The sequence below is a fragment of the Moorena sp. SIO4A1 genome (assembly GCF_010672065.1).
GTDB lineage: Bacteria > Cyanobacteriota > Cyanobacteriia > Cyanobacteriales > Coleofasciculaceae > Moorena.
In genome coordinates, this window is record NZ_JAAHHX010000109.1 from 1 (window position 1) to 13,584 (window position 13,584).

The 13,584-nt window shown below is 40.5% G+C and carries 16 protein-coding genes and 1 pseudogene; 13 read left to right on the top strand and 4 right to left on the bottom strand.

The window, feature by feature from the left end:
- Nucleotides 1-523, bottom strand: a 523-nt coding sequence (locus F6K53_RS33455) for an AAA family ATPase (protein WP_293017361.1), incomplete at its 3' end; no start/stop codon positions are given.
- Between the two features lie 336 nt (nucleotides 524-859).
- Between F6K53_RS33455 and coaD the strand changes: the two genes are divergently transcribed.
- The 3 genes from coaD to F6K53_RS33470 all read left to right on the top strand — a co-directional run bounded on the left by coaD (nucleotide 860) and on the right by F6K53_RS33470 (nucleotide 3,906).
- Nucleotides 860-1,414: a pantetheine-phosphate adenylyltransferase gene (gene coaD / locus F6K53_RS33460; RefSeq protein WP_287313897.1), complete on the top strand. Its 555-nt coding sequence runs from the start codon at nucleotides 860-862 to the stop codon at nucleotides 1,412-1,414.
- Nucleotides 1,321-2,082, top strand: coding sequence for an ATP synthase F0 subunit B (locus F6K53_RS33465; protein WP_293017356.1), 762 nt, complete (start codon nucleotides 1,321-1,323; stop codon nucleotides 2,080-2,082). The genes coaD and F6K53_RS33465 overlap by 94 nt, the downstream gene beginning before the upstream one ends.
- A gap of 279 nt (nucleotides 2,083-2,361) precedes the next feature.
- The gene (locus tag F6K53_RS33470) at nucleotides 2,362-3,906 is read left to right on the top strand and encodes an NAD(P)/FAD-dependent oxidoreductase (RefSeq protein WP_293072299.1); all 1,545 of its coding nucleotides are present in this window, start codon (nucleotides 2,362-2,364) and stop codon (nucleotides 3,904-3,906) included.
- A 120-nt stretch (nucleotides 3,907-4,026) separates the two neighbouring features.
- Here F6K53_RS33470 and F6K53_RS33475 read toward each other — a convergent pair whose 3' ends face one another.
- Entirely contained in the window at nucleotides 4,027-4,314 is a 288-nt protein-coding gene (locus F6K53_RS33475) for a DUF1778 domain-containing protein (RefSeq protein WP_293040168.1), read from the bottom strand.
- Between the two features lie 191 nt (nucleotides 4,315-4,505).
- On the opposite strand from F6K53_RS33475, the gene F6K53_RS33480 reads away from it, so the two are divergent.
- The 10 genes from F6K53_RS33480 (at nucleotide 4,506) to F6K53_RS33525 (ending at nucleotide 12,159) form a co-directional block, all read left to right on the top strand.
- A complete protein-coding gene (locus F6K53_RS33480) occupies nucleotides 4,506-5,135 on the top strand; it encodes a Uma2 family endonuclease (RefSeq protein WP_293072298.1) in 630 nt (209 codons plus the stop codon).
- 398 nt (nucleotides 5,136-5,533) lie between these two features.
- Complete coding sequence (locus F6K53_RS33485) at nucleotides 5,534-5,950, top strand: XisH family protein (RefSeq protein WP_075903892.1); 417 nt, start codon at nucleotides 5,534-5,536, stop codon at nucleotides 5,948-5,950.
- Nucleotides 5,938-6,273: a XisI protein gene (locus F6K53_RS33490; protein WP_075903894.1), complete on the top strand. Its 336-nt coding sequence runs from the start codon at nucleotides 5,938-5,940 to the stop codon at nucleotides 6,271-6,273. Before F6K53_RS33485 ends, F6K53_RS33490 begins: the two co-directional genes overlap by 13 nt.
- Nucleotides 6,274-6,726: 453 nt before the next feature.
- Nucleotides 6,727-7,353, top strand: coding sequence for a type I restriction endonuclease (locus F6K53_RS33495; RefSeq protein WP_293083695.1), 627 nt, complete (start codon nucleotides 6,727-6,729; stop codon nucleotides 7,351-7,353).
- Nucleotides 7,354-7,396: 43 nt separating this feature from the next.
- The gene (locus F6K53_RS33500; protein WP_293072389.1) at nucleotides 7,397-8,044 is read left to right on the top strand and encodes a Uma2 family endonuclease; all 648 of its coding nucleotides are present in this window, start codon (nucleotides 7,397-7,399) and stop codon (nucleotides 8,042-8,044) included.
- A 600-nt stretch (nucleotides 8,045-8,644) separates the two neighbouring features.
- Complete coding sequence (gene iscB / locus F6K53_RS33505) at nucleotides 8,645-9,931, top strand: RNA-guided endonuclease IscB (protein WP_293017345.1); 1,287 nt, start codon at nucleotides 8,645-8,647, stop codon at nucleotides 9,929-9,931.
- 103 nt (nucleotides 9,932-10,034) lie between these two features.
- Entirely contained in the window at nucleotides 10,035-10,289 is a 255-nt protein-coding gene (locus tag F6K53_RS33510) for a XisI protein (RefSeq protein WP_364305299.1), read from the top strand.
- A gap of 112 nt (nucleotides 10,290-10,401) precedes the next feature.
- On the top strand, nucleotides 10,402-10,953 hold the full coding sequence (locus F6K53_RS33515; protein WP_293017344.1) for a Uma2 family endonuclease: 552 nt from the start codon (nucleotides 10,402-10,404) through the stop codon (nucleotides 10,951-10,953).
- Between the two features lie 60 nt (nucleotides 10,954-11,013).
- Entirely contained in the window at nucleotides 11,014-11,295 is a 282-nt protein-coding gene (locus F6K53_RS33520) for a hypothetical protein (protein WP_293017343.1), read from the top strand.
- A 123-nt stretch (nucleotides 11,296-11,418) separates the two neighbouring features.
- Nucleotides 11,419-12,159 carry a sulfotransferase family protein gene (locus F6K53_RS33525; protein ID WP_293017342.1) on the top strand — a complete coding sequence of 247 codons (741 nt, stop codon included), beginning with the start codon at nucleotides 11,419-11,421 and terminating at the stop codon, nucleotides 12,157-12,159.
- Nucleotides 12,160-12,401: 242 nt separating this feature from the next.
- Here the strand turns inward: F6K53_RS33525 and F6K53_RS33530 are convergent, their stop codons facing one another.
- The gene (locus F6K53_RS33530) at nucleotides 12,402-13,145 is read right to left on the bottom strand and encodes a CmcI family methyltransferase (protein ID WP_293017341.1); all 744 of its coding nucleotides are present in this window, start codon (nucleotides 13,143-13,145) and stop codon (nucleotides 12,402-12,404) included.
- 12 nt (nucleotides 13,146-13,157) lie between these two features.
- Nucleotides 13,158-13,379: pseudogene (locus F6K53_RS33535) on the bottom strand (cupin domain-containing protein); the annotation flags it as partial.
- Nucleotides 13,380-13,584: the final 205 nt, after the last annotated feature.

Here is a 13,584-nt window from a genome sequence, read left to right on the forward strand (position 1 = left end):
TGGGTTGAAGGTTATTGGGTTGAAGGTTATTGGGTTGAAGGTTATTGGGTTGAAGGTTATTGGGTTGAAGGTTATTGGGTTGAAGGTTATTGGGTTGAAGGTTATTGGGTTGAAGGTTATTGGGTTGTTCGCGAACAACCTGTAACTTGCTAACCTGTAACGGTTCCTCCAACTCTTTAACCTGTAACGGTTCCTCCAACTCTTTAACCTGTAACGGTTCCTCCAACTCTTTAACCTGTAACTCGTCATAGTTATTGAAGTCAGATAAGTCAAAGGTAACTGTGACACTGGCTTCGACAGTGCCTCGATGTTCTTTATTGTGGTTAACTAAATCAGGAAGGCGTTCAGCTCGCATTCCTTTGGAACTGGCGATACCAAGACAAAATAGAAGAGCATCAAGGATGTTGGATTTGCCTGACCCGTTTGGCCCAGAAATTACGGTAAATCCTTCCAGGAGGGGGATTTTTGTGGTGCCGCCGAAGGATTTGAACCGCGAGAGTTCCACTCGCTTGATGTGTACCATAGGCGTTTCTGGGTTTAGGTTAACCGGTTGGTCACACAGAGTGTGCGTACTGAACACATTGCTGATCAGCGTAGCATGGGCAATAGGCAGATGGCGCAACTGATGGGTTAAAAGATGTAAATGGGTTAACCGATGGAATGGATGGGGGGACGGAAGGGGGACAGTGTGGGGCTGCAATTAAAATGCTCTATACTATATCAAAAAAACCAATAACTAATGACTAGTGACTAATCACCAATGAGTTAACAAACTAATATTTCACTAATAGTTCAGTATGTCATCGCCGTGAAACAAGCTATATAATCACTCCTTGAACCCATTGGTAATACTTGCGTCGTGATTGCAATCTATCCAGGCAGCTTCGATCCCATTACCCTAGGACACCTTGACATCATCCAGCGTGGCTGTAGACTCTTTGATAAGGTGATTGTGACGGTGCTGCGCAATCCAAATAAATCTCCCTTGTTCACAGTGCTTGAGCGAGTCGAGCAGATTAAACTTTGCACCCAAGACTTACCTAATGTGGAAGTGGACAGTTTCACCGGTTTAACGGTGGAATATGCCAAACTGAAGAAAGCTCAAGTACTGTTGCGAGGGTTAAGGGTGCTTTCTGACTTTGAGAAGGAACTCCAGATGGCTCATACTAATCATACCCTCTGGGATGAAATCGAAACGGTTTTTCTCGCCACCTCTAACGAATATAGTTTCTTGAGTAGTAGCGTAGTCAAAGAGATTGCCAAATTTGGCGGCTCCGTCGATCATCTTGTCCCCCAACAGGTTGCCTTAGATATATACCGATGTTACGCCAAGAATCATCCCGGTACGACCCACCCGAGCAAAACAAACCCCCAAACCCTACTGAATCCTTTAATCCTGGATCAGGAGACATAGATATTCAGGGGCAATTTAACTATATCGAGGACATAATCTTCGATAGCCCCCACATCCCCTTTACCCGGCGCACCCTGATTGATGAAGAACTGTTGCTGGCTCAACTCGACTTGGTGCGGGAAAATTTGCCCTTAGCTTTTCAACAAGCTACTAGAATAATTGAAGAACACGATGCAATAATCCAGCAAGCTGAACAGTACGCTCAAGAAATCATTGAGACAGCTCAGCGGCGTGCTGAAATGATTTTAGATGAACTCGGTATTATTCAGCAAGCGGAACACGAAGCCCAACAAATCAGCCAACAAGTTCAAAAAGAGTGTGAGGCGATGCACAAGCAAACGGTATCGGAGCTTGAGCAGATGCGCCGCAAAGCCCAGCAGGAACTGGAGCAAATGCGCCAAATGACCCTAGCGGAGTGTGAGGAAATTCAAAATGGGGCAGATGCCTACGCTGACGGAGTGCTCTACAATATTGAGCAGCACCTCAGTGACATGCTTAGAGTAATTCGCAATGGACGTCAGCAACTCAATGGTCCTGTCAAACCCCAAAACTCTGGCAAGAAAGATAATGGTAAGAAAGACAATGGTAAGAAAGACAATGGTAAGAAAGACAATGGTAAGGGGGGTTCACGCTCACCTAAAACCCCATCGAAGTCAAAAAAAGGATGAACGAAGGATTAAGGATTAAGGATTAAGGATTAACTAAGAACTAAGGACATTTCTAGAACTTATTAGGTACAGTATTTTTTGACGCTTATTACCTGAAAACCCTCTTTTATATTGCCTTTTGCATTAAAAGGATAATAAGTTTCGATAATCGTTATTATAATTGCAATATTTAATTTATTCGGTTGTTAAAGAGCCGCTACGCGATTGGCCGTAGGTCACGCTACGCGAACGCATTTTTGATGGAGAATCAGTTTAAGCCCTAATTTAGGATAACACTGGATGTTTAACCCTTACCGCCATACACAAGAGTTAGAGCGACCTTTTTCCTTTGAGCGCCTGTATCGTCATCCTGGTTCCCTTAGTCCCTACGATCAAGGTGGTACTCGCAAACGAATTGCGATTATCGGTGGAGGAATTGCTGGGCTTGTTAGTGCTTATGAACTCAGTCAACTCAACCATCAAGTTACTATATTAGAAGCTGATTCTCGCCTTGGAGGAAGAATTAAGACTCATTATTTTAGTGATGGTACTTATGGGGAATTAGGCGCAATGCGAATTCCTACTAGTCATGGCTGCACATTACACTATATAGATAAATTTAATTTACCAAAAAGACCTTTTATTAATTACAATCCCGGCGCTTTTTCTTATCTACGGGGTAATAAAACTCGTTTAGATAGTTACCAAGAGTTGTTTGGTGTTTACAAGTTAACCCCTGATGAGCAACAAGACCCAGGGGTAATTTACGACCAGTTATTGGAAGAATTAATCGATTCTTTGACTGAAAAAGAGAAATGGGAGTTATTTGCACCCACTTTTACCAGTGATCAAGTTAGAAAATGGGATACCCTAACGGTTACCGACTATTTTCGCAGTCATCTTTCTCCCGATGCTTTTGAGTTACTCGGTCATGCTACTGGAGCAATTCATTACGACAAAGTATCTCTGTTAAATGGTTTAATTGACTTCTTTGCTTGGCATCGAGTAGAACAATATGAGCTAATCGGAGGACTGGAAACGTTAATTAAGGCTTTGGTTAAAAGCATATCAGGCATAATCCAGACTGAAGCCAGAGTAACAACTATAGAAATGACCGATAGAGGGGTTAGGCTGGTCTGGAATAAGCTGGATAAGCAACAAACCGCTGAATTTGACTATATTATCTGTACCATTCCTGCTACTGCTCTGGCTCAGATTAATTTTGACCCTAGTTTACCTAGCCAACAACGGGAAGCTATTAACAATTTGGGGTATTGCAGTGCCAGTAAAACTCTATTACACTGTACCGCTCGTCCTTGGGAATTTGCCGATCATGTCTATGGGGGTGGTAGCTTTACGGATTTAAATTTCGAAAAGTGTTGGTATCCTTCTGATAATGCTCAATTAGACTCAACAAACATTTCTCAACCTCACTTTATTGCTAAAGATAAGGATATTTCTTATCAGCCATCAGTATTAACGGCTGCTTATCGCTGGGAAGATAATTCCAGGAAATTTAGGACTTTAGAGGAAACAGCTAAAACCGATTTAACCTTAGACGAAGTTTCCCAACTGCATCCTGAGATTAAAGACTATACTGATGATATTATTCATAGTATTTGGGATGAAGATAATCAGTCTGGTTCTGGTTCTTATGCCTATTTTGCTCCAGGGGATCGGGAGAACTATCAACCATTACTTGGTCAAGCTTATCCAGTAGATAATCCCCGTGTTTTCTTTGCAGGGGAACACTTGGCAATTAATCATGCTTCAGTTCAAGGAGCGGTACAAACAGCTGTTTCAGCAGTTATTGATCTTCTCGAAAGTTCTATTTTTGAGATTTAATCGATTCTATTTATTTTCCTGGCTTCTCAAGCACTACCTAAACTAGATAAAGGCAAAAACAACAATAATGGATGCTCTTTAGTTCCTTCAAACCCGTATCTATCATAATAAGCCAGAAGTTCAATCTTTTTCAATTAAAAAAGCCTGATGCCGTTGGATAGCTTCTTTTAAATGCTTATTAGGGGCAGGCGGATTTTCAATCAGACTAAAAATTATATCCGCATCTTGGGGTGATAAGTGAATCACCTGTTCTGCATTAATCACTTTTTGGGCTTCTTTAACCTGAGCATGAACCATAAATTGATTTAAGGTTGCCCCCGTTAAATCCGCAGCCTTTTGTAAAGTATCTTTGACCGATGCAGGAAGCCTAGCTGTCACACGAGTATCATTAGGAGTGGTACTTGCCATCTGAATTTATGCCTCAATTTCTTTCATTATAGCAATTCTCTATCCCATTAGGTACCAAGGGATCCCCCTAAATCCCCCTTAAAAAGGGGGACTTTGAGGTTGATCAGCGTACCTGGTAAATGCCATAAAGACTATATAACAGAATAGTGTCATTTTGTCACCATAAATTTCAGCTTCAAGAAGAACGATCTATGACTCAAGCCAAAGCCGAACAGAAATTATACAGCTTTGATGAATTTATCAGCTGGTATCCCGAAAACTCAGAAGTCCGGTACGAACTGTATGATGGAGTAATTATCGAAATGCCCAAGCCAAAGGGGAAACATTCAAATCTAACCGGTTCTCTGATCGAGCAACTATTGATAGTTATCAGGCAGATAGACAAAGGAGGCATTTGGACTATTCCTAGAGAGTCAATTGTTAAACCAAAACGGGAAAACTCAGGTTATGAACCGGACATTATTGTTTTGAATCAAGACGTTATGGGGGCGGAATCTCGGTGGGAAAGCGAATCAATTATTCAAAATCCTGATTCCGTCAAATTAATCGTCGAAGTTGTTTCAACTAATTGGCGTGACGATTACTACAATAAGCTTAGAGATTATGAAGAGATGGGGATCGAAGAATATTGGATTATCGATTATGCCGCATTGGGGGCGAGAAAGTTTATCGGCAACCCCAAGCAACCCACATTTTTTGTTTGTCATTTAGTTGACGGCGAATATCAGATGACGCCCTTTACGGGAAATACTCCCATTGTTTCCACGACTTTTCCCCAGTTCAAGTTATCCGCACAGCATATTTTTAACCTAGCTTTGTAGGAAAAAAATAGCCAGCAGCATTCATCTCAAGCTATTTTGTGTGACCACTATCGACTGGAAGAGTGATATCATGTCCGGATAATTAGAGATAAAAAACCTTCTTCCTTGAAACCTTACTTCTTTACTTCTGCCTTGTGCCTTCTGCCCTCTGCCTTCGATTCGACTAGAGTGTAAGTATTCAACTGAACATGATATCAGATCATCCCACGGCTACGCCTTGAGCTTACCAACCTCACAGTTGGGCATTTCTGCCCCAGTCAAAACCCTTGCGGTCATGAGTTTTACTGAGAAGTTAAATCTTTTTAACTAAAAAAAGCCTGATGTGGTTGGATAGCTTCTTTTAAGAGTCTAGAAGAAATAACGTGAACTATTGCTAAAATTCAGGAAAAGCATATCATATGTCTGCTAAGGATTATTTTCATGAAGCTGTCAAAGGAGGACTAATTAAGGATGGATGGATTATCACTCACGATCCACTCTACCTGGATTTTGATAACGCTCGTATTCAAATAGATCTGGCAGGAGAGAAACTAATTGCAGCGGAGCAAGGTCTTGAAAAAATTGCTGTTGAGGTGAAAAGTTTTATCGGTTCTTCTACAATTTATGAATTTTACTTAGCAGTGGGACAATGTTTAAGTTATCGAATTGCCTTAAAAGCGCAACAACCGGAACGTAAACTTTATCTAGCCGTTCCTACTTATACTTACGAAGAGTTTTTTCGTCGTCCTTTCGCACAACAAACGATTAAAGAATCTCAAATACACCTATTGGTATATGAGCCAAATCAGGAGGTAATTTTGCAGTGGATAAGTTAATTCAGTATCGTCGTTTGATTCAGGAAACCTTGGAAAAGCATAGTCTGGTTAAGTTAGCCAATGAAGATATCAAAGTCTATAAATTCTTCGATCCTGAGCAAGATCATTATCAAGTCTTTCATGCAGGATGGCAAAATTATCGTCGTGTTTTTGGACCTTTGATTCACATTGATATTATTGATGGAAAAATCTGGATTCAACATGATGGCACCGAGTTTGGGGTGGCGAATGAGTTACTTGAATTAGGGATACCGAAACAAGATATTGTCCTAGGGTATCATGCCCCATTTATGCGTCAATTTGATGGATTTGCTGTTGGTTAGAAAGTAGATATTTATGGTTTTTTAGGGAACAGGGAACAGGGAACGGGTGCGTCCCTATCTCCCTATCTCCCTATCTCCCTATCTGCCTATCTCCCTATCTCCCCACCAATTACATTTGAGTCCGACGCCAAAAAAAGCCCTGGGATCAGAGGGGATTCCTGCTCCCTAAAAACCAATAATTTGTAGCTCAGTTAATAAAAAAATCAGGTAAATTTATTAGACAGAATTGAGTCTAAAAATGGTTAATAAAACTAATTGCAAATAAATGTAAAATATTTTAATTAACCCTTGCATTTTTTCGAGGATTTATCTATACTATAGAAGGTAAAGACTGATACTAATAACCGCGCTGGTCATGCCCGTTAATCATATCCAGCGCGGTTTTCCTCCCACCTAAATAGGAGCTACTTCCATGATGCCAAAAAAATCACGATATTCAACCAATGACTCATTATGGTTCAAACTATTCAAGCTCAAGATCTTAGCCTAGAAGAACTGCAAGAACACTTTGGACTACAACTAACAACCGATAGTCAGTTTTTTCCAGATTGGCAAGACAACTTACCGTCTTTAACGGATGAGGAAAAACGTTCTCTGGAAAGAGTCCGCAGTAACTACTTTAACTTGGTTAATCGCCGCCCTCTCTTAGAAGAGGCTGTAAAAATGGTGGTTCTATCACCATTACTCGATCTCGCTGGATTCTTTCAACCCCCCTTTTCAATCAAAACTGAAACTTCTGTGGCAATTGCTGCTGAAGACAATCGAGTAATTGTAAGAGGCAGGATAGATGTTTTAGTAGTGCGACAGAGACTTTGGATACTGGTGATCGAATCCAAAAGTACCAAGTTTGATGTGATGGCAGCACTGCCTCAAGCTCTAGCTTATATGCTGGATGGATCCAACAGTGACAAGCCAAGGTTTGGTTTTCTAGTCAATGGGAGAGAGTTTGTGTTTGTTAAACTCCAACCAGCAGATGTTCCCATCTATGGTCGTTCCTACGCCTTATCTATTGACAGGGAAAATGAACTGGAGCAAGTTTTAGCTGCTCTCAAAGCTATTGGTCAATTGGTATTAGATTAACGTTTGATGTTTATCCACAATCCGAAATCATAGAAGATTCACGATGGCTGTTACTCTCCTACTCCAACAACTTACCGTTCCCCCAGGCCAAAGACTATTGATTCATAACCTAGAGTGGGCTCAATTTGAGTCTGTTCTGGAAGAACTAGGGGAACATCGCTCTGCCCGTATTGCCTATAGCCACGGAACCTTAGAAATCAGAATGCCTACCCCAGAACAGGAAGTCGATAAAGAACTGCTCGGTGATTTAGTGAAAATTTTGCTTGATGAGTTAGAAATCGACTGCGAGTGCTTTGGTTCCACTACCTTCAAGGGAGAAAATATGGACAGTGGCATTGAACCAGATCAATGCTTCTACATCCAAAACCACGCTAGAATGCGAGGCAAGCGGCGCGTCGATCTCACTATTGACCCACCGCCAGATCTAGCCATTGAAGTGGATGTTACCTCCAAGACTCAACTGGATGTCTATGCCAACTTAGGTGTGCCTGAACTCTGGCGCTATGAAAAAAATCAACTCAGGATTGACCTATTGCAAGGAGGTGAGTACCGGCAAGTTACCACCAGTCCCACCTTCCCCAGATTACCGATTCGGGACCTGGTAGCAGAGGTTTTAGCTCAAAGCCGTGAAACCGGGAGAAGTCCTGCATTACGAGCCTTTCGCCAAAGACTAAAGCAACTGCTTCAATAAATTGATAGTTTAGTTTTGGGGGATAAACCGATAGGAATCAGTAATGGAATTGACTTCTAAAACACTACCCAAACTAATTGAATAGCATTTCTAAATAGGTCATGAATAATATTGCTAATTTCTCATAACATCAAAAATTATTCGGAGCTCTTTACTACTGTTACCTGCTCCCTGCTCCCTGCTCCCTGCTCCCTGCTCCCTGCTCCCTTTTACCATCACTCTTATGTTTACATCTAAAAAAAAATGCTATATATGATATCAATCAAGAGTTTATTAAACAATGGAAAAACTAAATCACTATAGAGAATTAGTCAAAAAAATCATCAATGAATACGGGCAATATAAACCTAAATGTCAATAACTCACCGCTAAGTCCTATGGGACTATAGCGGGAGCTTGTAGAAGCTCATAGTTGACCAGACTGAGACTTAGATTAGGTCTACGTTATTTGAGTTATAACACCTGTAGGTGCGTGCCAGCCTTCAGCTCTGTTGTTAACAATTAAACATCTGTAGCGAGTTAAGGAAGTGTTGTTAACCTCTCAAGCTCTTATAACATTGTCGAGGCAAACTTTACCCACATCGTGGAGTGTTCAAAGTAATGCGAGTTTTCGTTTTAGATCAAAATAAAAAACCCCTGGATCCATGCCACCCGGCACGAGCTAGGGAACTACTTAAGAAAAGAAGGGCTAAAGTATTTAAGCGCTATCCATTCACTATTATCATGCAGGACAGAAGTGTTAATAATTCTGTAACTCATCCACACAGAATCAAAATAGATCCTGGTTCAAAAACAACCGGAATAGCTGTTATTCAAGAACAGACTGGACGAGTGACAAGTGCATTAGAAATTAACCATCGAGGACAGAGTATCAAGAATTCTTTAGAATCCAGAAGAGCCTTAAGGCGAGGTAGGCGAAACAGAAAAACTCGTTACCGCAAGCCTCGATTTCTTAATCGGAAGCGCCCAGAAGGGTGGTTACCTCCGTCACTAATGAGTCGAATATTTAACGTTGAGACTTGGGTAAGACGACTGAGGAAGTTGTGTCCAGTGACTGCAATATCTCAAGAGCTAGTGCGGTTTGATACTCAGAAGATGCAAAATCCAGAAGTATCAGGTGTTGAATATCAACATGGCGAGCTATACGGGTTTGAGGTTAAAGAGTACCTTCTTGCCAAATGGGGACACAGTTGTGTTTATTGTGGTGCTATGAATACGCCCTTAGAAGTTGAACACATTGTCCCAAAATCAAAAGGTGGCAGCAATCGGGTCAGCAACCTAACCCTTGCTTGTCGGTGTTGTAATCAGAAAAAAGGTAATGACCCCATTGAAAAATTTTTAAAGAAAAAACCAGCAATTCTCAAAAAAGTATTAGCTAAAGCAAAAATTCCTTTAAAAGATGCCGCAGTCGTCAACTCAACCCGTTGGGAATTATGGAGAAGACTACAATCAACTGGATTACCCGTCGAAACAGGCTCGGGTGGATTGACTAAGTTTAATCGCAAGACTAGGGGTCTCGGAAAAACTCACTGGATCGATGCTCTTTGTGTTGGTAAAACCACCCCTGAGCAAATATTACTGAACGGAACAAAGCCACTAACAGTAACAGCTAAAGGTCATGGTATTCGTCAAAGGTGCCGACCTAATAAATACGGGTTTCCAAAGGCTCATGCTCCTTCTGCTAAGTCGTTTAAAGGCTTTCAGACAGGAGATATCGTCAAAGCTGACATAAAGAAAGGAAAATATGCCGGGCAGTATACAGGACGGATAGCTATTCGTTATCGTCCAAGTTTTGTACTTCAGACTCCCGAGAAGAAGTTCGATGTTCATCCAAAGTATCTGAGAATAATATTTAAAGCTGACGGATACGAATATGCGTCTAACTAGCAATGATTCGCGCTTCGCTCAATTTATTGACCTGCGGGAATTCCCCTCCCGCTAAAACTAACGTTTATAACGGGAGTCCCCTTCCCGTATTTAAGATGGAGATATTGAAGTCCAAAAAATCTTTGATGTTCAAGGAGATCACTATCAACTAATGAACGTGGGGTGGCATGGAAATCGGCGTTTAAGAGGCTGTGTTCTCCAAATTGACCTTAAAAACGACAAAATTTGGATACAACATGATGGCACAGAAATTGGCGTTGCTAATGAATTAGTAGAATGGGGTGTTCCCCCTGAAGATATTGTCTTAGCCTACCATGCTCCTTATAAACGCCAATATACTGGATTTGCTGTTGATTGATTAAATATAGCAATTCTATTTTCCATGAAGTGAAAAGGGCTCCCCCTAAATCCCCCTTAATAAGGGGGACTTTAATGCAATAATCGCTAGAAATAAATAGGAGATTTTAACAATGCCTAGTTTAACAGTAAAAGACTTAGAAAAACTGCAAGCTGAACATCCTGATTATCAGATGGAACTAGTGGATGGAGAAATTCTTGTTATGAGTCCTTCAGGTATAGAATCGGATGAAGTAGCTGCTGCTATTGTTACCCAGTTATCAAACTGGGTACGACCTCGTAGACTAGGCAGGGTAACTGCTTCTAGTGGTGGTTTTCATTTACCTAACGAAGATGGAGATGTTCGCGCTCCCGATGCTTCTTTTATCCTAGCCGAACGTTTACCTCGCACTACAGAAGGTTACGCGGAGTTAGTTCCTGACTTGATGTTTGAGGTTAAATCTAGAACTGATAGTTTGGCTAAATTACGTCAGAAGATCCAGCAATTTCTGGAATTGGGAACTAAAATTGGGGTGTTAGTCGATCCGAGAACTCGCACCATGGAAGTTTATCGCCTTAATAGAGATAAAGTTGTGCTGGGAGATGGGGATGTGCTGCAAGTGCCAGAATTGCTTCCTGGTTGGGAATTGCCTGTGGTGGAAGTGTGGGCACCTGAGTTTGATTGAGAAGACTGTTTATTCTTCTCAAGTATTAGATTAAGTTTGAATATTTGTAAGGGATTGAATATGATTATATCAAATATCAAAATTAGTCAAACTTCTCAAGACATTTTGATAAAAGCGGCGGCGAAAAAACGAATGTCTGTAGAGGAGCTGGCTTCAGAAATATTAAATGAAGCTATTCAAAATAAGCTTTCCGAAATTGTCACTATTGGTGAAGTCAAAAAGGAATATTCCTCTAATCCATTGGCAAACAAGCAGCCCTACGCATACTATGCTGATCCTGAAGAGCCAGCTATCCCTCTAGAAGACTGGGATATAGAGAATAGTTATGAAGAGGTTTTATGATTGTTCTGGACACTCATATTTTTGTTTGGTGGAATCAGAACGATCCTAAAGTGACGTACTCCTTATAAACTGTCCTCTGGTAACAGAGGCATTGACTCTAACATCTACTATTGAGATCTAGCGATGAAAAAAATTTTGGTATTATGGACAACTTTTCGATCAACATCCACCGCTTTTAAAATGATGATGCAAGCAAGGGGAGACTTTATTGTTCTTCATGAACCCTTTAGCCTATACTATTACGGTAGCGAGGAAAGGAAATCTGATCGCTGTGCAAAAGCTGAGATTAATCCAGCTTATAATTTTCAACCCCTATTCCAAGACCTAATCAATAAGGCTCAAAGCCAACCTGTCTTTATTAAAGATATGGCTTTATATATTTACGATCGAGCCGATGAAGCTTTTTTATCCCACTTTAACCACACTTTCCTTATTCGTCATCCTGCCAAAAGCCTTCCTTCTCTATTTGCCGGTTGGCCTGACTTCCACTTAAGTGAAACTGGGTATGCAGAACTTTACCAATTGTTTGAAGTCACCAAAGCCTTTCTGGGACAAGTCCCCCCCCTCATTGACTCAGATGACTTGGTACAAAAACCAGAGGCCACGATTAAAGCTTACTGTGATGCTGTAGGAATTCCGTTTATGCCCCAAGCGTTAAAATGGAATCCTAAGATATGCTCTAAAATATGGACTCTTCCATGGGAAGGAGATTGGCACACTTACTTACAATCGAGTCGGGAATTTAAAGAAAGGGACAGAAAAAATTACGTTAGTGTTGAAAACAATGAACACTTGAAGCAGACCTATGACTACTGTTTACCTTATTACCAAAGACTTTATGAACATCGACTGCGGATTGAATAACCACTTTTAACTACAGACTTTAAGCAATGAAAAGAGTAGTTTTTATCCTTCGTAGGGGAAATGGGTAGTGGTGCATTGTAATGATATCGGTAACGGTATGGTTAGGGTTTCAGCCCCCACCCACCATCACTATGCAGGACTACCTAATCTTCTAAGTCATCAATAGAAACTTTACACTTAAACCTGTTTTTTTGCAAATCGTTTATTATTTCGTTTATTCTAGATTTGTTAATCATTGTTATTTACATCCTTTTTAACATCGAATTCCAATTCTTCGAGCCGTTATAACCAAACAAATCTTGATAGTGAGTATCAATTAAGTACTCATTTTTGTGCTGCATCAGCCATTTTTTTAGTAAATCAAGCTTACCTTTCATCCGTTCAATAAATTCTTTATCTTCCCAATCTGACCAAGCCTCCCATAAAGCTTTATTTGTGTCTTCAATAATTAAATAATCTCCATTTTGTAAGCCATTGTGATGAAAATAATTCAGGATACCGACTAAATTAACATGAGCATCTTCTATGATTAACCAAGGATGAGGAAGTGTAGAAAGCAGTGTGGTGGATAAAACCATATCGATCTGGTGACAATCACCTTCCAAAAATTTTATATTGGGTTGGGCTTTGGCTTTTTCATCAAGTAAGGATAAATCGATATCAACAGAGTAGAGAAGACCTTCAATTTCAAATAACTTCAACTGATCTGCTAACCATACTGCACTTCCTCCAGTATCTGCACCAAGTTCAATAATTGTCTTTGGTTGGAGTTCGTAAATGAGCATTGGATAAAGGGCAATTTCTATAGGACTTTTGTCCATTGGTATCCCTTTCCAGGTTTGTAAATGATAGTTTTCAGTCAGAGGTCTCCAAATACCCTTGGGAAGGGAGGAGATATCTTCTCGATCAGAAATTTTGACAAGTCTTTTATTCTGTGAGATGTCTTGATCAGATCTAATGGATTGATCAGCACTTTGATTCTTCATTGCGATCACTCCTCAAACAGATTTAACTTTTGGTGATCGTATTTTCCCCTCTTCAATACCAACCCCATCTTCATTCCACTGCCAATCAAAAGCATAGATCCAATACATAATCCCAGACATCCTAGTATTGTGAGGCGTGTTAGCAGGTACTTTGAAGAATTCACCAATGGAAGGATGGTGAGTTTTACCTTGAAAATAAACTTCTAATTCCCCTTCTATCATGATAATAAATTCATCAGCTTTATGACCTGGATTTGACCAAAACTCTACAGAATTTGTTCTATATAACTCGCATTTAAAACCTTTTGGTTCCTGACGGGGTGACGAAACAGGCTGAAATGCTTGCTATGTAAAGCTAGTAGCATTTTGTGGTAAAAAAAAGTAGGTCTCTAAATTTGCAACAAGACCTACGTATTGACAATGTTCCCAACATTCTACC

Excerpts from the sequence above, each read along its gene's own strand:
- F6K53_RS33480 (WP_293072298.1), top strand. The coding sequence starts at position 4,506 with ATGACTCAAGCCAAAGCCGAACAGAAATTATACAGCTTTGATGAATTT.
- iscB (WP_293017345.1), top strand. The coding sequence starts at position 8,645 with ATGCGAGTTTTCGTTTTAGATCAAAATAAAAAACCCCTGGATCCATGC.
- F6K53_RS33530 (WP_293017341.1), bottom strand. The coding sequence starts at position 13,145 with ATGAAGAATCAAAGTGCTGATCAATCCATTAGATCTGATCAAGACATC.
- F6K53_RS33525 (WP_293017342.1), top strand. The coding sequence starts at position 11,419 with ATGAAAAAAATTTTGGTATTATGGACAACTTTTCGATCAACATCCACC.
- F6K53_RS33470 (WP_293072299.1), top strand. The coding sequence starts at position 2,362 with ATGTTTAACCCTTACCGCCATACACAAGAGTTAGAGCGACCTTTTTCC.
- F6K53_RS33500 (WP_293072389.1), top strand. The coding sequence starts at position 7,397 with ATGGCTGTTACTCTCCTACTCCAACAACTTACCGTTCCCCCAGGCCAA.
- F6K53_RS33515 (WP_293017344.1), top strand. The coding sequence starts at position 10,402 with ATGCCTAGTTTAACAGTAAAAGACTTAGAAAAACTGCAAGCTGAACAT.
- F6K53_RS33465 (WP_293017356.1), top strand. The coding sequence starts at position 1,321 with ATGTTACGCCAAGAATCATCCCGGTACGACCCACCCGAGCAAAACAAA.
- F6K53_RS33485 (WP_075903892.1), top strand. The coding sequence starts at position 5,534 with ATGTCTGCTAAGGATTATTTTCATGAAGCTGTCAAAGGAGGACTAATT.
- F6K53_RS33475 (WP_293040168.1), bottom strand. The coding sequence starts at position 4,314 with ATGGCAAGTACCACTCCTAATGATACTCGTGTGACAGCTAGGCTTCCT.
- F6K53_RS33495 (WP_293083695.1), top strand. The coding sequence starts at position 6,727 with ATGGTTCAAACTATTCAAGCTCAAGATCTTAGCCTAGAAGAACTGCAA.
- F6K53_RS33520 (WP_293017343.1), top strand. The coding sequence starts at position 11,014 with ATGATTATATCAAATATCAAAATTAGTCAAACTTCTCAAGACATTTTG.